Raw genomic sequence first — 22,531 nt, forward strand, 5'->3', positions numbered from 1 at the left:
GTAAATAGCCAGCAAGACTCATTTTTAGTTTGTGTAGCGATTATTACATTTACTTAATAGTACATTAATGAAGCTGGTTTATACTGTACTGGAAACAAACTTTTATTAGGGAAGGTGATTGGGTTGAAAATGAAAAAATTAGCTTTCGCATCCATGACTGCACTTCTATCAACAGGTTTATTAATCGGATGTTCATCGGATGATGAAGAAGACCAAGACGATCCAGCAACTGAAGATTCTACGGAACAAGAAGATCAAGAAACAGATGAAGGTACAGATACAGAAGAAAATGAAGATGAAGCGTAATTTATGATTGGAAAAGCCCTCATTTGATGTGAGGGCTTTTTACATTTTATGAATGCACAAAAGGGCACTATATAGATAACTCTCTATTAAAATTCTGGAACAAATATTTTCTCTCTCTCCACAGATAATATATGAGAAAGGAGGGTCTGCTTTGAAAAACAAAGGTGCTGGAGAAATGATTGAAGAAACTGCAGAGAGCTTAATGAAAAAAGGGGTCCCTGCAAGAACAGCGGCATATGCCTCTTCCATGGGATATCTCAGGCAGCTGAAAAAGAAGTAACTGCAAAATAAAAGGAGCAAACTAGTTTGCTCCTTTTAAAATAGACTTCTTTGTTCATGTATTCCGATCTCTAATTTGGATTAATCACAATTTCCACTCGACGATTTCGCTCTTGGCCATCTTCTTCTTTATTAGAAGCAATTGGTTTGGTGTCGCCAAATCCTTCAATTTGCACATCCAGTCCAGTCACATCACCACTTTTTTCTAGATAGGCCCAAACTGCTTCCGCACGTTCCTTTGATAAGTTCAAATTATAATCCGGATCGCCGACATTATCGGTATGTCCATTAATTTGGATTTCCGTATTTTCATCTAATTTTTGTAAATCTTTCATCACATCATCAAGTGTTTTTTTCGCATCTGCTTTTAAGGTACTTTCGTCAAAATCAAAGAGTAAGTCATCAGGCATTTGTATTTTTACTTCCTCATCCTCTACTGTCAAACCTACATCCTTAGGAGGATCAAAGTCCGGTGCATCGATCTCTACGATCAACTCCACATATTGATCTTCCCCATCTTTTTCAACAAGTTCCCCTTTCAGCTTCTCTCCATGCTCGCCATATGTATCCAGGACATCTTCCCAGACATTGTTCTTTGGCTCAAAGCGTATTGGCATGTACATTCCTTTTTGCAGCTTATAATACGGCACACGTAACTCAAACGTGCCATCTGGATTTATCCGTGTAAACCCAAACGAAAATGCATCAATGATACCCGAAGCCTTACGCAGATTCCCACCAACTCTTGTGCCTTCCACTAGGTTCGTCTCTCCATGAAAATAGAGGTATTCGTGGTCACTGTCCACCTCTGCTTCCATCCAAACTTCCGGCTCCCCATAATCATCTGGCTTTTCTTGCCATTGAGGAATTTCGATTGGAATCGTGTAAGGCATTGGCTGATCTACATCAATATAAAATTCAGCTTTCACTTCGTACTCGCCATGTGTATCGGTCACATACACTTGTGGCCCTGTTGCCTTCTCCAGGTTTTCCCCGTAATGCTCCTCTGTCTGGTTATTGGTATATAAATTCAATTTAACGGTGGTACTTGTGCTTATCCCAGAAAATTCAAAGGAAAAACTGCCATCCTCTTGGACTTCTGCTGTATCAATAAACGTAGAAGAGGCAAAGCCGCCATCCGTCACACCACCTGAATAGATACTTGAACCAGGCAGCAGATTGCTTTCCCCTTCTATTCTTATTTGGTCCTCCTCAATTATTGCTTCACCACTTAGCTTCACTTCTAAATCGCCAAGTTCCGACGTAGCCTTCTCAGCATCCCCTTCTTCATCTTGCGCCGTATCGGTCGCTTCCGTTTCCTTCTCCTGCTCTGAAGTCTGTTCCGGTTCTCCTTTGGTCTCACTGCTTGCATCCTTTTCTTTTACACAGCCACTGATCAACAAAACAATGACAATCGCCATGAATAATTTTCTCAACTTAAACACTCCTCTTGTTCAATCGAGACAAGTCTCCTGTCCCCTCTGTTCTCTGAGTTTAGTATACCTAGAGAGGCTAAAGAAAGGTAGCAATCACTGTGCGTTTTTCATAAAAATACTACTTTCGTCATGTTTTTGTGGCAGAAAAAAGAAGCCTCAGGAGATATGTAAAGGGCTCGGTTTTAAGATGGATATGGTGCGGGTTTTATATTTTTTTGAGCACTACTGAGTTTCTTATATTGTGTTTTATCAATTTCAATCATTAAATTACCGCCTACGACTATGCCAAGAACTGTCCCTAAAGCGGCATAGCCACTGCTTATTTATTATGAATGATAGCAATATGATATAATTAAGTTTAATAGACTGGCTTCACATGAGGGGTGGCGCACTGGAAACCTTCTTCGGAATTTCCGAGAAGGGAGGTGGCGCCTATGGATATAATAAGCGTTCTAATGCTAATGGTTTCATTTGGCATGCTAATTGCGTTTATCATGTCCGATAAAAATAAAAAATAATCCCTCATGTGGTTTGAACGGCCTTTGAGGGATTATCTCTTCCTTGAATGCGCCTAGCCCCTCTTGACGGGGTTCGGTCTATTATGACCGTTCCATGTTATAGCATGGGCGGTCTTTATTATGATATGCACTTTTTATGCTTCTATGTTTACTTTACCATAAATTCTATGTTTGTACACTTTTTTCTCTGTATTTGTGTTGTTGTAATATACACCGACAATGGATTGGCCACATTGAGGTTTTATCATGTTCTTTATAATATAAAGTAGTCTTAATTAAAACTAATTTTCTTCCTATCCTATCCAATTTATTTTGTTTCATCATGAAGCCATTCTCCATCCTTCCGATAATACCATTCCAAATATTCAGTTGGGTCACCTTTAATGGTATAGCTGACAACAAAGTATTTTTCTTCGTAGTAGTCCACTTCGTCTATAAATTCTATCGAGAACGTTTCATCTTGAACTTTTTCTTCAATCACGTCATAAACTTCATTTTCTAATTTGTTTTCTTGCAACTTTAGAAAACCCCATATCATCAAAATAATTAAACATATTGCGATTACTACCCAATCCCTAGCCATTGTTTTGATGTTCTTTTTCTTGTTGTACCACGTTATTTGAAATACAGACAACACCAATGCAAAGATTAAAAGAGGTACGAAAACATCAATTATAGGAACTTCAAAAACATACGATAGATATAAGGCAACTAAAAGTAACAAAATGGTAAGAAAGGCTCTCGAGAGTTTATACTTTTCTCCGTTAAATAAGTATTCAATAACTTTTGTCTTAATAAAAGACCCACCCCTCCATGCTACTAAATTACGCTCTTATAAAACAATTGCGCTCCATTAAATAATTAGTGTAAATCTTCTTCTCGGTTGATTAAGCCCAATATTTAACAATTATTTTATCATATATTTAAAATTTTAAAAAAACTAATCAGAATCCTTTACAATAAGAAGAGTTTTCAAAGAGATATACCTGGCACCCTCTGTGTCTATCCCCTATCAATTAAAGAGGTCGTCCTCCTCCCAAATAAAAAGAAGAAAGAAGGCACATGCTGTGTATGCCTTCTTTTCTTCGTTCTATGTTGCAATTCTATTGATAATTAATATACTTGTATGGTTAGTTTCATCCATATGAGGTTCATAAAAATATAATCCAACCAGTTACTGTGTTCCCCCACTTATATCGCCAAGTCTCCAGCTGCCTTTATCTTCACTCTTGTTGCATCACCAGGTAGATAGGCAAGTGGTACACTTTCCATGTCTACTATTTCTACCTTTTTACTATCAGCACCTGCTTTAATGGTTTCTGATATCGCAAGCTCTCTGGCTTGCTTTAATATCTCTTCTCTATTTTCCTTATTAATTGAATAGATCTTTTCAATTTCCCCACTGATTTGGGAAATAGCTGAACCAATTGCGTTTGCAACCCCACCGTTCTCTGGTTGGTAAACAAAGGATGCGCCTTTGATTTCATTCGGAAATAGGACACTTCCTCCTCCAACAAATACAACTGGCATATCATCTGCACTTGTTTTCACTTTATCAATAGCTTCTTCTATCATTTCCACCATTTGCTTAAAAATCTTATTTAATAGATTTTTATCAAGGTGTGCGACATTCTCTGGGTTTCCTAGTTGTACTTTTCCTAATCCAACCACAACGTCTGTCGCGGTAAGGGTAGAACCACCAAAGACAAGTGCATCTTTAAGGATACGGTGCCCTACACTATCAGGTCCAATTTTAAATGTATTGTCCTCTGCAACGCGGATGACGGTGCCTCCGCCCAGTCCAATAGAATTGATATCCGGCATACGGAAGTTTGTACGAACTCCACCTAGGTCAACAGCAATGGAAGATTGACGCGGAAATCCTTTAACTAATACACCAACATCTGATGTTGTGCCGCCAACGTCGACGATAATAGCGTCCTTATTATCCGAGAGGAAGGAGGCACCTCGTAAACTATTCGTAGGTCCACATGCTACAGTTAGAATTGGATATTTCAAGGTGTATGCTTTAGACATTAATGTACCATCATTTTGGCAGAAAAAGACTTTGGCATGTATTCCGTTCTGCTCGAGTGCCTTTTCAAACCCTTCTGCTGTTGTTTTTGCCACATTAATAATAGAAGCATTTAAAATGGTTGCATTCTCTCGTTCTAATAACCCGATGCTACCAACTTCACTCGAAAGAGAAATTGAAACATCGTCTCCTAATTCCTCACGCAAAATTTCTGCTGCCCTTGTTTCATGTGACTGATCGACAGGGGAAAAGATGGAGGTAATGGCGATAGAATCCACTTTTCCATTCACTTCTTTCGCAATGGAACGGATTTTCTCTTCATTTAACGTGTTAATTTCCTTGCCGTTAAACTCATGTCCCCCTTCCACCATATAGGTATGACCATCAAGCATTTCTTTTAAATCTTCTGGTACACCAGCAAGTGGTTTTATGGATGTTCCAGCAGGAGCACCAATTCGGATGATTGCTACTCGGTTTAATTTCTTCCTTTCTACAATGGCATTGGTACATTGCGTTGTTCCTAGCATCGTAAATTCGATATTGTCCACCTTTACGTTTGCTTCCTTAACCAAACTACTAATCGTATTGTAAATCCCTGTCTCTACATCCTCTGTGGTTGGTGTTTTCAAGGAATGAATCACCTTCATATCCCGGTCCAAGAGAACGCCATCTGTATTCGTACCACCTACATCAATACCTAAACGATAGTTCATGATTTATTTCCCTGCCTTTCTGATCAATTGTTCTACCGGAGTAAAGTCGTGGTCATATCCGAAGTATCGCGGCCCAGCAACTTCAATTCCTTTTTCTGTTCGCCATTTTTCATCAGCAGGAATTCCAATCACCGTTGTCCTTGCCCCATATCTTAATCCCTCTGTAGTAAAGGGAAGCGCTGTATCCGTATCCATGACACAAATTAAATCGGGTGTCATACAAAGCACCTCATGATCGGTTTTCGCCATTAAGTTTTCATTTTGAAATTCTAAATAACATTGTTCCCCTTTGTTTTGGTCTAGCCCTTCGATTGTCGCTGTACCACGAACAAAGCCTCCATCTGTCTTCCGTTCGATATCGGTAACTTTCCCAGTAAATAACTTGAAGCCACCTAAAAGCTGTAATACTTCCTCGATTGGATTTTGTTTATTGGCTTTTGCTTCCTTGATCACCTTCCCAATATTTTCTTCTAAGGTTAGAGAATGATAGATACTTGATGCTTTTACTTGTTTTCCTGACATTGGGTAAATAGCATTCATGACCGAGCCACCCATCACCATGGTTGCAGCTCGTGCGATGTCCTCTGCCCATTTTCCATTAACCGTATTTAATACCATGCTATTTCCTTTTTCATCGGCCAAAACCATAGGAGTGGTACTAACACCATGAAGATAAAACGTAACCATTTGTAGTTCTGGAAAGGCTCGTCCCATCCCATCCGCATCGACTACAGGTAAACCGACTGATGCAGCTAATGCTAAAGGTAATAAGGAGTTTACACCACCGGCCTCAATTGGCATGGTCGCTTTAATTTTTTTATTTAGTACTTCTTCTAACGCATTAAAAGCTTTTAATGCTTCGTCACCACTTGCTAATTTCTCCACCAACACAGTTGGTGCACCCATCATCGCAGAGGGGACGATTAAATCATCATCATCAATTTCATCCACACTAAGTAACTTCACAGGGCCGTTTTCTTCGATCGCTTGGAGTGCCATCATTTTCCCAACGAAGGGATCTCCTCCTCCGCCAGTACCTAATAAAGCCGCTCCAATAGCTATATTTTCTATTTCTTCTTTCCCAATTAATCTCATGCTGCATCCCCCTTCAAGGCTTCTTTATTATTTTTAATGTAGGAAAATCCAAGTATAGATTGGATGATGAAAGCTACTAAAAATGCATCAATGCCTGATGCTCCGGTAAGGCTAAATACTCCAAATCCAGTTGGACTTGGGGTGGTCATAAACGCGACCGCTGAAGCAACTACCCAGTTTAAAACACTTAGTACTCTAATATTTGAAACATTATGGATGTTGGAGAAATGATACTCGCGATGTCTAAATATAAAATCAGCTGTATAAATCCCTCCAATTGGTGGGATAAGGACACTTAGTACATTTAAAAATGGTATGAAATGATCGTAAATTCCCATGATAGCAAGCGCTGTACCAATAATCCCTGCAATAATGGTTAAAATGTATTTTGGTACTTTTTTAAAGATAACGGAAAATCCTAATGCGGATGAGTAAATGTTGGTGTTGTTTGTCGTCCATTGTGCAAAGATAAGCACAAGCATGCCACCTGTTCCCCATCCAATCCCAATCATAATCGCAACGACATCAACTTCACTGGTTGCTTTCGCTAATACGGCTGCAATAATTAATACAATACTATAGCCAATGAAATAGCTTAGAAATGCGGATATTGTTGCATCTTTCGCTGATTTTGCATAGCGCGAAATATCTGGACCGATAATCGCACCAACCGCTAGTGAACCGATAACAGAAGAAATACCCATCCCCACTGTTAAGGGATCTGAAGTGAGCGACATGTCATTTAGTTGATTAAATGTAAAGCTCCTGCTTGTCATATAAACAGAACCAATAAGCAATATGGCAAGCAATGGTACTGCAAGAATACTTAATTTTTCAATCGCTTTGTAGCCAATACAAGCGGTAAGTGTCATCAATATTCCGCCAATTATCATTAATATGGTAGGTGAGATATCTAACCCAAAAACATCGCTAATGACTTTATTTAAGCTTGAACCAAATAAATCCAGTTGAACACCAAACCAGCCGAATAAAGAAAGGGCAATGACGACCGATACAGCCATGGAACCATACCTTCCCAATGCAAAGGAAGAAACCAATGCGGTAGATAAGCCTGTTTTAGCACCTACGATACAACACAACGCACTAAGCAGGGATAACAAGAAAGTACCAATAATTGAAACGATAATGGCTTGCTGTAAATCCATCCCACTCCCTAATGCTCCACCTAATGCAGTTGCAGATAAAGCAATGATTCCCGCAATCCAAACCATTGTCTGTTTCAACCATCCCTGTCTTTTTTCGTCAGGTACTCGGTCAAGCTCGTAATCTTCAATTAATTTTTTGTCACTCATCTTTCTCACTCCCTAACGATTGGTTTAAATATTGATTCATTAAATTGGTAGCTTGTTTTAAATTCTTCTGCATCTCGGATTTCTCATAAATAATAACTCCCCAAAATAAACCATTTCCAAGAAAAATAAAGTAATCGATAATCTCTTTAATCTCACTTGTATCTAAATGAGGATTCCTTGAAGCAATTTCTTCCGTCAATTGTTCTACCAACCAAACATTATAAGTAGCTAAATAGTTACGAACCTCTTCTTTGATTTCAGGAATCGCAGAGTTCACCATCAATACATAAGCTTTTGTTTCTTCTTGATTCGAAGTATGATGGCGGACGATATTATCGAATAGTTCTGAAAATATTGTGTGTAATTTTTCCGTTTGATACTGTTCAAACGTTCCTTTCATACTAGTAAAGTGGTGTTCTAAGATTACCTTTATTGCTTGGATAAATAAGTTCTGTTTGTTCTCAAAAAAGTAATAAATAGAAGCTGGCTTAATGTTGACCTCCTCCGCAATTTTCCGCATGGAAGCTCCCTCGTACCCATACTTAGCAAAATTTCTAATTGTCGCTTGGATAATTTTATCTTTTGTCATCATCTTCTCCCTAACTAACGTTTGTTAGGTATAATACCACCAGCTTTTTGTATAGTCAATATTTTTTAAAAATTTACGCTAGATCGATACTTTGTAAAGGGTTTCATGTGAAAACACTACTATTTTATTGCTTTCTAGCATGACAAAAACCGTTTCCATTTTCTATTGTTATAAAAAAATAACTATGGTATAGTTTCACCATAACTTATTAAATCATTTTAATAAGTGGCTTAGGTGGTGAACTTTGTGCAGGAAAAATTAACGAACCCCAAATCAATGAAGAAGATAATCCTTCGTGATATTCGCAAAATACTTTTAGAAATGGGAAGTACAACAAAAGTAGAGCTCCGTAATAAATTGGAAATTAGTTTCCCGACAATAAGTAAAATCCTAGCGCAGATGGAGAAAGATGGCGAAATTATCTCTGCTGGCCTGGATGAATCTAGTGGTGGCAGAAGAGCAAAACGATATATGTACAATCCGGAGTATATGCTAGGCGCTGCCATTTTCTTAGAGAAGTCAGAGACAAATTATACAATCTTTAATTGTTTGGGAGAAATAAAGGATCAGGGCAAGATTTCAAGTGTGTTAGTAGACGATGGGTTACATTTATTAACTTCCTATATTGAACAAATCATAACAGCACACCCAAAAATCCGTGCTTTGACAATTGGTGTTCCGGGTGCAGTTGATAACGGGCGTATTTTTCATATACCTGGATATGAAAAATTTCATAATGTAGATTTAAAGGAATATTATGAAGCATATTTTTCCCTTCCTGTTGCTGTCGAGAACGATATGAATGCAGCTGTTCTTGGCTATTACCATAACCTGAGAATTCAGAACCGGTCTCTTGTATATTTATATGCCGGGAATAATGGGCCAGGAGCGGGGATATTGCTTAATGGGGATGTCATTCGTGGAAGCACGTTTTTCTCAGGAGAGGTTCAATATATCCCACAATATAATGACCAAAATTTTCAACAAGCTTTAAATTATGGATCAAGAAATGTAGTCTTGGATGGGAGAGCTGAGATAGATGCCATTAGTAGATTAGTAGCGTCTTTTGTTGCAATTATTAATCCACATATGTTTATTTTTTGTGATAACCAGGTGGATGATACCCTTGTTGAAAAAATTGAAATTGCAAGCGCAACATATATTCCATCCGAACACCTTCCTGAATTCGCAATAAGCGATTGGGAACAAGACTATTTATTTGGATTACAAAGACTTTGCCTCAATATAATGATTGATGGGATAAGTAATATCTCATAAACGTCAAGCGATGAGCAGTCTAGGCATCTGCAAAATAAGTGGATGCTGAAATTTTTATATACTTATTAAATCTATTTAATAAGTTGATTTTAGATAAAGTGAAACTTCAATAAGTTTGGGTTTTCGTTCTTCCCCCACTGTTAGTTGAACGAATCGGGGTGTTAGCGTCCGTTTACTCCCGCTTAAAACTTTTTGGCTTCCCTTCATGTTTTAAGTGGGAATCTTACGGACGGTTGCTACGGATAAATTTAATGGTTCAACACAAAAATCTATGGTTGATATTATTTCATAAGTAAGTTAGTGAGACGAGTTAGCGGAGGAAAAACACGGTGAATCCTATGGGAAAGCGCGGTGGGAAGACCCCGCAGAAAAAAGCGAACTTCTTTTATCGAGGAGGCTGAGCTCAAGCCCATGGAATGCGTAGCGGTTGCTATTATCAAAAATATAGCTATTTGGCACCCATAGATTTTGATGAAGAGCCAATTTAACTAATATAGAAAAGGGGTACACATGACATTATTACTTTTGCTAGTTATTTATTTAGCATTTATTAGCTTAGGATTACCTGATCCCTTATTAGGAGCCGCATGGCCTGTGATACAAGAAGACATTGAAGCTCCACTTGAGGCAGCAGGTTACCTGTTTATGATCATTTCTGCTGGTACCATTATTTCGAGCTTACTTAGTGGGAGGGTTATCAAACGATTCGGAACTGAAAAGGTTACCTTTGCTAGTGTCTTATTGACGGCTGGTGCATTACTTGGGTTTTATTTCGCGCCGTCGATCATTTGGTTGGTTCTATTTGCTATACCGCTTGGCTTAGGTGCGGGAGCTGTAGATACTGCATTAAACGATTATGTTGCTTTACATTATAAGGCACACCATATGAGTTGGTTACATAGTTTTTGGGGTGTGGGAGCAACTTTAGGGCCAATCATCATGGCCCAATTTATTACAGGACAGCAGGCATGGAGAAATGGTTATCTCACCATAGCCGGAATCCAATTTGCATTAGCAACTATCCTTTTCTTTTCCTTCCCATTGTGGAAGAGAGTAGCACAGAACAGAAGTAGGACATTAAACGAAACAACAGAAGAGATTCACAATGAAGTCCATGAAAATACAAAACATACAAAACCATTGCAAATAAAAGGAGTGAAATTCGCATTGTTGTCCTTCCTATTTTATTGCGGGGTGGAAACAACAGTCGGCTTATGGGGAAGTAGTTTTCTCGTAAACGTCAAAGAGTTGTCAGCATCATCTGCTGCCCAATGGGTTTCCCTATATTGGGGAGGTTTAACAGTTGGTAGATTTGTAACTGGTTTTGTAACGTTTAAATGGAGCAACCGTATTCTGATTCGAATTGGACAAATTATCGCATTAGTTGGTGCTGTACTTCTCGTACTGCCCTTTCCAACTACGTTTTCACTTGCAGGTTTTATCATGATAGGGTTTGGTTTAGCACCAATTTTCCCTTGTATGTTACATGAAACACCAACACGCTTTGGCAAGACACATTCCCAGACTATTATGGGCTACCAAATGGCGTTAGCATATACAGGTAGCACCTTTCTACCACCGATTCTCGGTATGATTGCATCTCATTCAACAATTGCCATCTTCCCGTTTCTTATCGTTATCTATATTGCAATAATGCTTTTATGCTCAGAGCAATTAAATAGGTTATTAGGAAAGAAGAAGCTAGTATCCAAAGAAATTTAGTTAAATTAAAAGGAGAGTAGAACGATGACAGAAAAAGAGATCATGTTAGCTGGAGAAATGTACGACCCGATGGATCCTGTTTTAACCAAAGAACGGAAAGAAGCAAGGCGCAAGGTCAGAATCTATAATGAAACCATCGAAACAGATGAAAAAATACGTGTAGCATTATTAAAAGACATACTCGGTTCAACTGGAAATAATGTCTATATGGAGCCGACTATTCGTTTTGATTATGGATATAACACACATGTTGGAGAAAATTTCTTTGCAAACTATGATTGTACAATTTTAGATGTTTGTGAAGTTCGGTTTGGTGATAATTGCATGCTCGCACCAGGGGTACAAATTTATACGGCAACACATCCAATTAATCCAACCGAGCGTAATTCTGGTAGAGAATACGCAAAACCGATTACGTTTGGAGACAATGTATGGATCGGTGGCAGTGCAGTTATAAATCCAGGTGTAAATGTCGGTCATAATGTTGTTATAGCCTCCGGTGCAGTCGTAACGAAAGATGTCCCAGATAACATTGTCGTTGGCGGGAATCCAGCTAAAATAATCAAGGAAATTGATTTATAAAATGATTTTTTTAGTCAATTTGAAGGTGTCTGATTTATTGGAGCATTTCGGCCGAGAGTGAATGAGCATCGGCCGAAAAAAGAACACTCCAATTTGGAATGCTCTACTTTACATTACTTCATATACTCTTCAACCAGTTCCGTGCATCGTTCTATCGTAAGGTCGTTAAGGACTGTTGTATATACTAGGTGTTCTGCAGTGCCCCCTTCATATTCTAGGGATGCTTCCTCTGCCTTGTTATCGCGGTGCTTAATCCATTCACGTTGTTCTACTCTCAGTTGCTCCATCTCTTCTGTAGAAAGTTGCTCCTCCAGAACTCCATAAATTTCGTTTAATAACCCGTCCCACAGGTCGAATAAATTGCCTTCCACACCTTTTAACTCGATTGTTATGCCATCTGCTGACTCTTCCCGCTGCTCACGTGTTTCTCTTTTTGCATCTTTTAATTTCTGAAGGTATTCTTCTTTCTTGCTTACTGTACTCTTAGTCGAGGAGTCTTCTTCCTCTGCGGCATCATCATTAGCTGTCTCAACTTTTTCGGTAGTTTCCGCTTCTTCCGTTGTGCTTCCCTCCGAGTTGGCTTGATTCGATTCGTCTGCATTTGAACCCGGATCTTTCCCTGCTTCCTCCTCTACAGCTTCTCCATTTTCATTTGCCGTTTGGGTTTCTGACTCGTTGTCTGTCGTAGCGCTAGACTCGGCAGAAGAATTCTCACATGCAGCTAAAAGGAGCAATCCAACTGTTAGCATTCCGATTAAAAAATGACGATTAAAGTTCATTAAAATCTACCTTTCTATGTAATCTAGTTCTAAAATAGATTTTAAATCATTTTATAAAATTCTGCCAGTTCATGGAATTTATACAACGACTTTTAGAAGGTAGAAAGTGCTTGGCCAAATGATAGGTTTTTTCAAAAAAGCTTCTTTAAATTCCCCACTCAATTAGCCCCAACTAAGCCATATTGTTTCACCACTATGATAAAATAAAGGTAGATAATGAATGTTATATTTTAAGCTGCAATTTGAGCTACTGGAGTTGTTTTATATGTCTACGACCCTCATCCTATTGGTCATCGCCGTTGTTTTCATCGGCTCTTTGATGAGAGCTACGTTTGGTTTTGGGGAAGCTGTAATAGGGATGCCTCTCCTTGCATTGCTACCACTAGATTTACATACTTCCATATCGCTGATAGGATTGGCCGGGCTTACTGTAGCTTTGCTCGCTGTGTCTACAGGATGGCGTCACATTGATCAGCCCGCACTTATTCGGTTAGCCATTACTACCTTGCTCGGCATTCCTGCTGGCCTGGTCTTAGTCCTTTATGCTCCTGCAATGGTGATCACGGTTGCACTTGGTATATTTCTTGTTGCATATGGAGCGTATTCACTGGCCAAACCAATGATTACGAAGTCAGCACAACGTCCTTTGTTGGATAGTCCAGCATGGGCGTTACCGTTCGGTTTTGCTGCGGGAACACTTGGAAGTGCTTATAACTTCAATGGTGTACCCGTTGTTATTTACGGCACAATGCGTCGCTGGAGTCCAGATCGCTTTCGAGGAACATTGCAAGCTCATTTTCTTATTTCTGGGATAATGGTGGTACTAGGCCAAGCACTTGGAGGTCTATGGACAAAGGATGTATTTACGCTCTTCGGCCTTTCCTTGCCTTTTATCATTGCCGCAACATTTTTAGGTGCGTATTTACATCGTCGTATCCCAAGTCATAAATTCGAGCGTTACGTCTTTATTCTTATCGTTCTGCTTGGGGCTGTGCTGCTGATTAATCCAACTTGATCATAGTAAGAATAGGAGATGGGTTCACGATGAAACAAAATAAATATGATGACCCGAATTTCTTTTCTGCATACGAACAAATGCCCCGCTCCGTTCATGGGCTTGAAGGTGCTGGAGAATGGCATATTTTAAAAGAACTATTACCGGACCTTAAGGATAAAACAGTTCTTGATTTAGGTTGCGGTTTCGGCTGGCATTGTCGGTATGCACGGGAGCAGAAGGCAAGCTCTGTCACAGGTATAGATATTTCTGAAAAAATGATTCAACGAGCTCGTGAAATGACAAAAGATCCTTCCATTTCATATATTAAAAGGCCTATTGAAGACATCGACTTTTCAGCGTCTCCATTTGACGTGGTAATCAGTTCCCTTGCATTTCACTACATTAAGTCATTTAAAACAATTGGTGAGAAGGTTTATGATTCATTAAAGCCTGAGGGAAGCTTTGTCTTTTCTGTGGAACATCCTATTTTCACTTCTCGAGAAGAACAAGACTGGTATTATGATGAACAAGGGTATCGCCTGCACTGGCCAGTTGATAACTATCAAATCGAAGGCGCGCGTGAAACGTCCTTTTTAAATGAACCTGTGACAAAATACCATCGAACCATTGCGACATATATGAACGATTTGATTCATTCTGGTTTTCTTATAAAGGAAGTGAAGGAATCCTATCCTACTGAGGAATTGGCAAAAAAAGACCCTCTGATAGCAGATGAAAATCGGAGACCAATGTTTTTAATTATTTCAGCGTATAAGAAATAGAGGAACATCCATGACATAATGTGGACCAAGAAGCTCTCCAGTCCTTGAAAACCAGATTAGGATATAACGAGGGGTTATCATAGGTTGAAGATTGGCACGAAAGTTTAATAAATCTCGCAAAAAAAGATGGAGGCGAGTTTTATTATCTGATCCATTTGGCCATTGAGTATGTAATTTATAATTAGAAGGCTCTAAGAAGGGAAAATCCCCTTTTTTGTTTATAGAAAACTACTCCAAGCGGTCTATCGTAATTAGTAGTAATCATTTCAGAAATGGTTTCATTGAATAGTTTCATTTGGGCAAGAAATGATTATAATTAGAATAGGAAGGTATTCAATTGAGTGATAATTAAAGTACATTACCTTTACGTATTGGTAAAAGGGGTGGTTTTAATGAGAAAGATTAATTTAAATGAGATCGATGACAATATCATTTCAAATAAGAAACAGGCAAATGAAATCATACAAAAAGAATTCGGTTCAGAACGACGCAAAAAATCAAGAACTCGTTCTGAAGGCGAAAAAATAGCATTAGATGAAATTTCTTTAAACAGGTGGGAAAAAGCCGTAAAGGCTGGAAAAATAAGAAGAACTGGGAAAAGGCGCTTGTATTATGATTACGATTGAGGAGCTACTCCCACGTCATGTTTTGAAGTGGAAGTCTTACGGACGGTTGCTCCGGGATAAACTGCTGTCTAATTTTTGAACTGAATTGAGTGAAGTAATGCTAGTTATAGTATAAAACTCTTAGAAAGCCTTCATACTTATTTCTTCTGCTTTCGTTGTGAATGGTTCTGTTTATTAAACGGGGTAATATACGTACAAGAATAGTCTAGAGCAATGACCTCACTATACTCGTAGACAGTTCCCCCTCTAAGCATACACCTATTCTGTATATTCATGGCTGGAAGGCCTTTTTTACAAGACATCAATTGGGATTGTTCTTTATTAATCAATACTGGTGTATAGGACGTAATGTAGTGGGAGATTTCATACCCTTTCCGTTGTACGTACTCCTGTATGGAATTAGAGATATCTTCTTCTTTTAAATTTGGGAACAATTTATAAGGTAATCTGGAATTTTCAATCTGGACAATTTGGTAATTGACATTTCTTATTCTTTGAAACTCCCAAATTTCATCTCCCTTTTCAATTTCGAACATGCGCTGATCTGCTTCTGTTGCTACTTCTTTTTTTAGATAAATTGGCTTAGATGAGATGCGTGAATACGGTGTTGCTGTTATCGAATTATAAATGAGAGGATTTTGGCTAACATTTTTCTGCACGTAAATACCAGAGCCTTGAACCACATTAATCACACCAATATCCTGCAATTTAACAATCGCATCCTGGATAGTATACCGAGATACCTCATAAAATTCCGCTAATTGGCGTTGTGTCGGCAATTTACCGTCCGTATAATAATTTTGATAGATTTTACTTAACACATCATTAATAATAAATTCTTTCTTTTTCATAATCATAACGCTTCTCTCTAATTTTATATTTAATGATTAGATTCCGTCGAAAAAATTTAGACGAGACTACTAAGCCTAGTACTCACAAGACATTTACTATAGGCATTATCATACATTACATATAATATTCTTTCAATAAGGATAAATCTTTCATTTTCTCTCGTTCTTACAACAAAATCAACCTCAGCTCATACTAATCATGAGCCAAGGTCGATAAGGTAATTTCTTTATATAAAACCATTTCCATCTACAGTTTAGTTTGGTAGAATATCACCGATTTTCTCTCCTGCAGAATACGATTGTTTTGTCGCTTCAGGAAGTGATTTTACTTTTTCCATATTGGTTACCACGACCATCGTTGTTATATCCATTTTGTTTTTTTCTAATTCTTCTATATCCATCGTTGCAATTTGTGTCTTCTTGTCAACCACGTCACCCGGCTTCACTAGTATTTCGAATGGTTTTCCATCTAAGCTAACGGTCTCTATCCCCATATGAATCAAGACTTCTAATCCGATATTGGTTTCAATTCCTATCGCATGTTTGGTTGGAAAAACAGTTTTAATTTTACCGGAAACTGGTGAGAAGATTTCACTCTTACTCGGTTTTATGGCATATCCATCACCAAGTGATTTTGAAGCAAATGCTTCATCTGCTACTTGATCAATGGCCACATAGTTACCTGTTGCTACTGCTGTTAATTCCTCTTCCCTTAATTCCGTTTTTGCTCCTGTTGGTTCTAATTTCTCATTTGATTTAGATAATAAGGTAGCTGCTATATAAGCAACGACGATAGCGATGACAATACCTAAAATAGCAAAAATGAAATATTCCCCGATATAAGCTGGTAAACTGAAAATACTAGATAAAATGTAACCGTAAATACGTACACCAAATGCACTAATGAAAGCTGATGCAAGTGCACTACCAATCGTTGCTGCAAGTAATCCACGTTTATATTTTGTTAGAACACCAAATAGTGCTGGTTCGGTAATTCCCAAAAACGCTGAAAGGGATGATGACACAATGATTGATCTTTCATTTTGAGATTTCGCTTTGCGATACATAGCAAGTGTCGCACCAGCAATGGCCATGTTTGCCATGAACATCATTGGCATTAACATGTCGTAACCTTGGTCGGAAAAGTTCTGTAGTGCAATAGGTGTCATCGCATGATGTAAGCCAGTCAAAATAGCTACCGGTCTGATTGTCCCTACGACCACACCCGCTAAAATAGGTGACACATCAAATAACCAGGCAATAACATCTGCTAGTCCTCGTCCTAAATGAATTCCTATTGGTCCAATCACTATAAACGCGATTAATCCAGCAATAAATAATGAAAAAGTCGGTGTAAATACTGTTCTCAAAACTTTAGGTAATACTTTATCAACCCATCGTTGCACGTAACTTAAAACAAATACAGCAAATATGATAGGGATTACATTTCCGGCATAATTAAAGACTGGTATCGGTATAAGTCCAAAAATATGAAATGCATCAATATTTCCAGCTGCTGCAGCGTCCGTCATCGTAGGATATTGCATTGCTGCTGCAATGGCTATTGCTAAGTATTGATTTGTTTTAAAGATTTTTGCTGCAGATGCTGCTATGAAGAATGGTAAGAACGTAAACACACCACTCGCTAGCATATCCAACACTTGAATCGTCTGACTTTCATCAGATACGACGCCTAATGCCACAAACCCGGCGATTAAACCTTTGATCATCCCCGCCCCTGCTATAGCTGGGACAATGGGCCCGAAAACACCTGAAACAATGTCCATAAACATGGTGATTAGACTCTTTTTCTCTCCCTTATTTCCATTGGAGGAAGATTCAGCTCCACTTATTCCTAGCTTACTAGCTAACACTTCAAAATAAGACTCTACTTCTGTTCCGATAATAATTTGGTATTGATTGTTTTGATTCTGCGCCCCCATTACCTCTGGAATACTTTTAATGTTTTCCTCTTCTATAAGAGATTCATCTTTTATCTCAAAGCGTAATCGAGTCATACAATGCCATGCATTACTGATGTTTTCTTTACCGCCCAAATAATCAATAATGCTTTTCACTACTTTTTCTTGATTACTTTCGCTCATGTCTCCACCCCTTCTACGAAATATTTGTGCGCGCTTTCAAAGAAAAATATAACACACAATCACAAAACAAAAAAACGTACAAAAATGACATCACAATCATGATGAACCCTTGTCAGTAAAGGATTCTATCAATTTAAAAACATAAATTGGACTGGTTTTTATCGCTTATAGGTGATGATACCAATCCAAATTGACATGGTGTTATTGCTAGTGTTTCAATGAAATAGTAAAAGCTTAGAATAGAGGTGCCTCAATGAGTCCTATATTAATTACCGATGTAAAATGTTACATTACGCGACCTGATAGACATAATTTAATTGTGGTAAAAGTTGAAACAAATAAAGGCGTACACGGATACGGGTGTGCAACTTTCCAACAACGACCACTTGCAGTTAAAACAATGGTTGACGAATATCTAAAACCTATCCTTATTGGCAAAGATGCTAACAATATTGAAGATATTTGGCAGATGATGATGGTTAATAGTTATTGGAGAAACGGACCTGTTATTAATAATGCCGTTTCTGGCGTGGATATGGCACTTTGGGACATTAAAGGAAAGCAAGCAAATATGCCTTTATACCAACTCTTCGGTGGAAAGTCACGTGATGCTATCGCTTCCTATACGCATGCCGTTGCAGATAACTTAGATGAACTTTATAAGCAAATTGATACCATTTTAGAAGAAGGATATCAGCATATCCGCTGTCAATTAGGCTTCTATGGAGGTCTAGCCGATCAGTTACTCACTACGGAAAACCCTAGTATAGGCTCTTATTTTGATCAAAATAGTTACATGCAGACAACCGTCCACATGTTCAAATCGATTCGTGAAAAGTACGGTTTCTCTTTCGAAATTCTACATGATGTTCATGAACGACTTTTCCCAAACCAGGCAATTAATTTCGCCAAGGATGTAGAAGCATACAAACCATATTATATCGAGGACATTTTGCCTCCTGACCAAAATGAATGGCTGGAGCAGTTACGTTCTCAATCAGCTACACCACTTGCAACTGGTGAACTGTTTAATAATCCGATGGAGTGGAAAGAACTCATAACCAACCGCCGTGTCGATTATATGCGTTGCCATGTGTCGCAAATTGGTGGTATTACCCCTGCGCTTAAACTTGCTCATTTCTGTGATGCAATGGGAATTAGAATGGCTTGGCATACGCCATCTGATATTACACCTATCGGAATGGCTGTCAATACACACTTAAATATTCATCTTCACAATGCAGCGATCCAAGAAAATATACATGTTAAAGAAACCACAGCATCCCTATTTAGTTATGTCCCTAAGCCAAAAAAAGGCTTTCTTTATCCAATTGATAAGCCTGGGATTGGTGTTGATTTTGATGAAGAAAAAGCAGCAGAATATCCAGTGGTGTATAGAGCCCATGAATGGACACAAAGTAGAATACCTGATGGAACAATCGTTACCCCATAACAAGAAATACCAGATATCCTTTATTTGCAAAGGAATCTGGTATTTTTTTGCATTGATAAAGATCTACAATACATGTGGAAGAGTTTACCCCATCGCAACCGCGCGGAGCGACGTCTTTATTACTTTTTTCGTTATAATGAGTTATATAAGATATAATAGATTGAATGGTAATGGATTGATTATTGATCGAAGAAGGGCTAATACACAAATTATGACAATACTTAACTCGCAAACATCTGAATACATATACACGTGCACACATGGTCTCGAAGAAAGATCTCTCTGTGCATTAGAGCAAAGGGCTCTCTTTGGCGAAGAAGCCGATAGCCTGATAAAAAGCACAAGAAACATCGATCCAAGCAGGAGTCCATTTATAAAGGGGAGGCTCTCGATTCTTTTCTCTGGCAAATCTGTTCAGGAAATCGCTAAACAGGTTCACCAACTCGAGCTTGATGACCAAACCTTTAAGGTACTCTACATAAAAATAAATGACCTTTCCAATGACCTGAAAATAGAATATGCAGAACAGCGGATTATTGAAAAAGAGATTGGATGGAATATCGTCGGAAAAGCGAAGATGAAAAATCCTGATATTCTTTTCGGCATTGTACCATTTAAAGGGCAGTGGTACTTTGGGACATACCAGGAAAGCGAGTCTGTCTGGCTACGTCATATGAAGAAACCTCAAGAATACTCGACTGCCATAAGCACACGTTTGGCCAGAGCTGTTGTAAATATAGCAGTTCCAGACCCATCAGGTGTCCGGGTAATCGATCCGTGCTGCGGAATAGGGACGGTACTTGTGGAAGCACTTTCCATGGGGATTCATATCGTTGGTTCTGACCGAAATCCATTAGTAGTAAAAGGATCCAGGGAAAATATCACGTACTTTAACTATGATGGACGAGTGGAAGTAAAAGATATAGCCGAAGTAGAAGGCCATTATGATGCGGCAATCATTGATATGCCTTACAATATTGCATCCCTAGCTACACCAGAAGAGCAGTTCACTATTATCAAACACGCTAGAAGAATAGCGAATAGAGTTGTTATTCTTACAATCGAAGACATAGATGAAGTGATTTTGATGGCTGGTTTTACAATAGTCGATCGATGCGCTGCTCATAAGGGACTAAAGGAGCTTTTCTCACGGCAGGTAATTGTTTGTGAATAGCGGACATAGATGGTTAGGGGGATTGTTACAGCAGTAGTGCTGGAATGTCTCTCATTCCTTTATTCTTTGGGATGATTAAATATTCAGTTCCAGCAACGATTACTTCTTCTATTCTTATTATCGCAATCTTATCTTCCCCTTTTGATAGTGGGATCGGGTCCAACCTGTTTTCTTATGCCATAATACCAATTATGCTAGGGATCATTGATTTTGGTGTAGCGAGTCTAGTGATAAGTAGAGTAGTAAAAAGGGGTTTTTAAGTCTGAGGAGGATATTAAGTGCGGTCGTAACTGATAAGAATTTACTTATTAAGTAGAATTAGAGCATATTCGTCATCCATCACTCTAATTCTACTTAATTACTCAATCAAACTTCTTTATGTGTCTTTTCATCACATAAAATGTTGCTACTCTAATGAGTCATCTAAAGCTTTACCCGATCCTTATATTTATCGATTAATAACTGATTATGTTCATCTGCACCTTCTATGTTGCCACTTAGAAAGACTGGTGGTTCAAAGTTATTGTCTGCCATTTGTTTAATAGATTCTGCAAAAATGGCATTTAATATGGTAGATCCAATTACCGTAGAGCTAGGAGAAAAGTTAACATCTACTTTGTCATGAGATAAGAGTGCATCTCCAACCGGAGCATGATTGTCAATTACTAGATCCACAGCATCGAATAAGTGCAGTTCACTAGTATGCCGCGAAGGTTGGCTAGAAGAATATGAAATCGAAGTTATACCAATAACAAAAGCTCCTTTACTTTTAGCAATTTTCGCTACGTCTACTGGGACCGGATTTCTTCCTGACGTAGAGATAACGATAAGGAGATCACTGTTTCGAATATCCTGAGATTCCATAAATGTTCTTGCATAGTCATTCTTTCTTTCAAAAGCAGAAGAACGAACAGCACCTTCATGAAGCATTAAAGGTTCATGTAAAATAGGGTGAATTGGAACTAAACCACCTGCACGATAATAGACTTCTTCTGTTAGAATATGTGAATGGCCGCACCCAAATAAATGGACAACCCCACCATTTTGTATGACTTCCGCAACTTTTTTTGCGGCAAGAGACATTCCTTCCAGTTCTTCTTTTTCTACAATGGCGAGTAAATCCGCAATTTTACTGAAATATTTATCAATCATTATAATCCCTCCACTTCTGCTAGAATCTCCGATACTTTGGCTGGAATTGTAGCTCCAGTCCTTTTGTCAATCGTTGATCCAAAGATATGTGGCATAAAGAAATCAATATCGATATCTTTTATTGCTGTAAAAATCGCTTTTATGTTGTTTACATCGATTCCACCTGCAGGTTCCACACCGCGAATCCCTTTTGTAGCAGCCACTCTCGTTAGATATACTAATTCTTCTAGGTGTTGCGTACCCTTAATTGGCATCATTTTTATACTCTCAATCCCATATCCTCTTGCTACTTCAATAAATTCCTCGACTTGCATTACTTGTTGTGAAACAGCTAATTTAATCTTCCCTACTTCTCCTGTTGGTTGAATAAGTGCATTGACTAATTGAGCTGGAGCACCTTTTCTATCAAGATAGCGTCTCGCATAGGATGTAGTTTCAAATGGCTGGTTGATATGGCCTGGGCTTGAGGCAACCGCTATGTCTAAGACCTTTTTCCAATTAGCAGGATTTCCACCCCCACCGAGGCCGATACTCACCGTATTCGTAATAGATTTTAATTCCTCTACCTTCTTTACAGCCGCGTCAACAGTATCAAATTTATCTGATACAATGCCTGGTACTACATAACCTGATCCAGCTTCTATTATTGCCTCAGCATTCTCGCGGTCATTCGCTAAAAAATTGAATAGAAATTTATCATAAAGTTTTTCTTTCATGGCGTGTCACACCTTTACTATTTCATACTA

Annotated in this window: 22 protein-coding genes; 10 read left to right on the forward strand and 12 right to left on the reverse strand. The window is 38.5% G+C overall.

Annotation, left to right across the window (positions count from 1 at the left end):
• Positions 1 to 129: 129 nt before the first annotated feature.
• Positions 130 to 306 (forward strand): hypothetical protein, encoded by a 177-nt coding sequence (locus BN988_RS18860; protein WP_231495213.1) that lies wholly within the window; start codon positions 130 to 132, stop codon positions 304 to 306.
• Between the two features lie 151 nt (positions 307 to 457).
• Positions 458 to 586 (forward strand): hypothetical protein, encoded by a 129-nt coding sequence (locus BN988_RS19305; RefSeq protein WP_259343693.1) that lies wholly within the window; start codon positions 458 to 460, stop codon positions 584 to 586.
• Between the two features lie 70 nt (positions 587 to 656).
• Here BN988_RS19305 and BN988_RS18365 read toward each other — a convergent pair whose 3' ends face one another.
• The 6 genes from BN988_RS18365 to BN988_RS10035 form a co-directional block, all read right to left on the reverse strand.
• Positions 657 to 2,021, reverse strand: coding sequence for an OmpA family protein (locus tag BN988_RS18365; protein ID WP_051557805.1), 1,365 nt, complete (start codon positions 2,019 to 2,021; stop codon positions 657 to 659).
• 825 nt (positions 2,022 to 2,846) lie between these two features.
• Positions 2,847 to 3,056, reverse strand: coding sequence for a hypothetical protein (locus BN988_RS18865; RefSeq protein ID WP_147380268.1), 210 nt, complete (start codon positions 3,054 to 3,056; stop codon positions 2,847 to 2,849).
• Positions 3,057 to 3,730: 674 nt separating this feature from the next.
• Positions 3,731 to 5,287, reverse strand: a complete 1,557-nt coding sequence (locus BN988_RS10020; RefSeq protein WP_036575803.1) for an ROK family protein — start codon at positions 5,285 to 5,287, stop codon at positions 3,731 to 3,733.
• A gap of 3 nt (positions 5,288 to 5,290) precedes the next feature.
• A complete protein-coding gene (locus tag BN988_RS10025; RefSeq protein WP_036575805.1) occupies positions 5,291 to 6,382 on the reverse strand; it encodes a DUF917 domain-containing protein in 1,092 nt (363 codons plus the stop codon).
• Entirely contained in the window at positions 6,379 to 7,695 is a 1,317-nt protein-coding gene (locus BN988_RS10030) for a purine-cytosine permease family protein (protein WP_036575807.1), read from the reverse strand. The genes BN988_RS10025 and BN988_RS10030 overlap by 4 nt, the downstream gene beginning before the upstream one ends.
• Positions 7,688 to 8,284 (reverse strand): TetR/AcrR family transcriptional regulator, encoded by a 597-nt coding sequence (locus BN988_RS10035; RefSeq protein WP_036575809.1) that lies wholly within the window; start codon positions 8,282 to 8,284, stop codon positions 7,688 to 7,690. Before BN988_RS10035 ends, BN988_RS10030 begins: the two co-directional genes overlap by 8 nt.
• 276 nt (positions 8,285 to 8,560) lie before the next feature.
• On the opposite strand from BN988_RS10035, the gene BN988_RS10040 reads away from it, so the two are divergent.
• The 3 genes from BN988_RS10040 (at position 8,561) to BN988_RS10050 (ending at position 11,866) form a co-directional block, all read left to right on the forward strand.
• The gene (locus BN988_RS10040; RefSeq protein ID WP_036576609.1) at positions 8,561 to 9,562 is read left to right on the forward strand and encodes an ROK family protein; all 1,002 of its coding nucleotides are present in this window, start codon (positions 8,561 to 8,563) and stop codon (positions 9,560 to 9,562) included.
• Positions 9,563 to 10,072: 510 nt separating this feature from the next.
• On the forward strand, positions 10,073 to 11,284 hold the full coding sequence (locus tag BN988_RS10045; RefSeq protein ID WP_036575811.1) for an MFS transporter: 1,212 nt from the start codon (positions 10,073 to 10,075) through the stop codon (positions 11,282 to 11,284).
• A gap of 24 nt (positions 11,285 to 11,308) precedes the next feature.
• Positions 11,309 to 11,866 (forward strand): sugar O-acetyltransferase, encoded by a 558-nt coding sequence (locus BN988_RS10050; RefSeq protein ID WP_036575813.1) that lies wholly within the window; start codon positions 11,309 to 11,311, stop codon positions 11,864 to 11,866.
• Between the two features lie 113 nt (positions 11,867 to 11,979).
• Here BN988_RS10050 and BN988_RS10055 read toward each other — a convergent pair whose 3' ends face one another.
• The gene (locus BN988_RS10055; RefSeq protein WP_036575814.1) at positions 11,980 to 12,645 is read right to left on the reverse strand and encodes a lysozyme inhibitor LprI family protein; all 666 of its coding nucleotides are present in this window, start codon (positions 12,643 to 12,645) and stop codon (positions 11,980 to 11,982) included.
• 220 nt (positions 12,646 to 12,865) lie between these two features.
• Here BN988_RS10055 and BN988_RS10060 point away from each other — a divergent pair, with 220 nt between their 5' ends.
• The 3 genes from BN988_RS10060 (at position 12,866) to BN988_RS10070 (ending at position 15,050) form a co-directional block, all read left to right on the forward strand.
• Positions 12,866 to 13,660: a sulfite exporter TauE/SafE family protein gene (locus tag BN988_RS10060; protein ID WP_231495214.1), complete on the forward strand. Its 795-nt coding sequence runs from the start codon at positions 12,866 to 12,868 to the stop codon at positions 13,658 to 13,660.
• A 29-nt stretch (positions 13,661 to 13,689) separates the two neighbouring features.
• Positions 13,690 to 14,424, forward strand: a complete 735-nt coding sequence (locus BN988_RS10065) for a class I SAM-dependent methyltransferase (RefSeq protein WP_036575816.1) — start codon at positions 13,690 to 13,692, stop codon at positions 14,422 to 14,424.
• 392 nt (positions 14,425 to 14,816) lie between these two features.
• Complete coding sequence (locus BN988_RS10070; protein WP_036575817.1) at positions 14,817 to 15,050, forward strand: hypothetical protein; 234 nt, start codon at positions 14,817 to 14,819, stop codon at positions 15,048 to 15,050.
• A gap of 137 nt (positions 15,051 to 15,187) precedes the next feature.
• Here BN988_RS10070 and BN988_RS10075 read toward each other — a convergent pair whose 3' ends face one another.
• Entirely contained in the window at positions 15,188 to 15,901 is a 714-nt protein-coding gene (locus BN988_RS10075) for a GntR family transcriptional regulator (RefSeq protein ID WP_036576612.1), read from the reverse strand.
• A 254-nt stretch (positions 15,902 to 16,155) separates the two neighbouring features.
• Complete coding sequence (locus BN988_RS10080) at positions 16,156 to 18,006, reverse strand: glucose PTS transporter subunit IIA (protein ID WP_036575819.1); 1,851 nt, start codon at positions 18,004 to 18,006, stop codon at positions 16,156 to 16,158.
• Positions 18,007 to 18,259: 253 nt separating this feature from the next.
• Between BN988_RS10080 and BN988_RS10085 the strand changes: the two genes are divergently transcribed.
• The gene (locus tag BN988_RS10085) at positions 18,260 to 19,459 is read left to right on the forward strand and encodes an enolase C-terminal domain-like protein (protein ID WP_036575821.1); all 1,200 of its coding nucleotides are present in this window, start codon (positions 18,260 to 18,262) and stop codon (positions 19,457 to 19,459) included.
• Positions 19,460 to 19,670: 211 nt separating this feature from the next.
• Positions 19,671 to 20,633 (forward strand): TRM11 family SAM-dependent methyltransferase, encoded by a 963-nt coding sequence (locus BN988_RS10090; RefSeq protein WP_036576614.1) that lies wholly within the window; start codon positions 19,671 to 19,673, stop codon positions 20,631 to 20,633.
• 25 nt (positions 20,634 to 20,658) lie between these two features.
• Here the strand turns inward: BN988_RS10090 and BN988_RS18870 are convergent, their stop codons facing one another.
• The 3 genes from BN988_RS18870 to BN988_RS10105 all read right to left on the reverse strand — a co-directional run bounded on the left by BN988_RS18870 (position 20,659) and on the right by BN988_RS10105 (position 22,501).
• Complete coding sequence (locus BN988_RS18870) at positions 20,659 to 20,796, reverse strand: hypothetical protein (protein WP_155988279.1); 138 nt, start codon at positions 20,794 to 20,796, stop codon at positions 20,659 to 20,661.
• Between the two features lie 260 nt (positions 20,797 to 21,056).
• Positions 21,057 to 21,785: an SIS domain-containing protein gene (locus tag BN988_RS10100; protein ID WP_036575827.1), complete on the reverse strand. Its 729-nt coding sequence runs from the start codon at positions 21,783 to 21,785 to the stop codon at positions 21,057 to 21,059.
• A complete protein-coding gene (locus BN988_RS10105; RefSeq protein WP_036575829.1) occupies positions 21,785 to 22,501 on the reverse strand; it encodes a KDGP aldolase in 717 nt (238 codons plus the stop codon). The genes BN988_RS10100 and BN988_RS10105 overlap by 1 nt, the downstream gene beginning before the upstream one ends.
• Positions 22,502 to 22,531: the final 30 nt, after the last annotated feature.

Origin of the sequence: Oceanobacillus picturae (genome assembly GCF_000612865.1) — a bacterium.
Taxonomy (GTDB): Bacteria; Bacillota; Bacilli; order Bacillales; family Amphibacillaceae; genus Oceanobacillus_B; species Oceanobacillus_B jordanicus.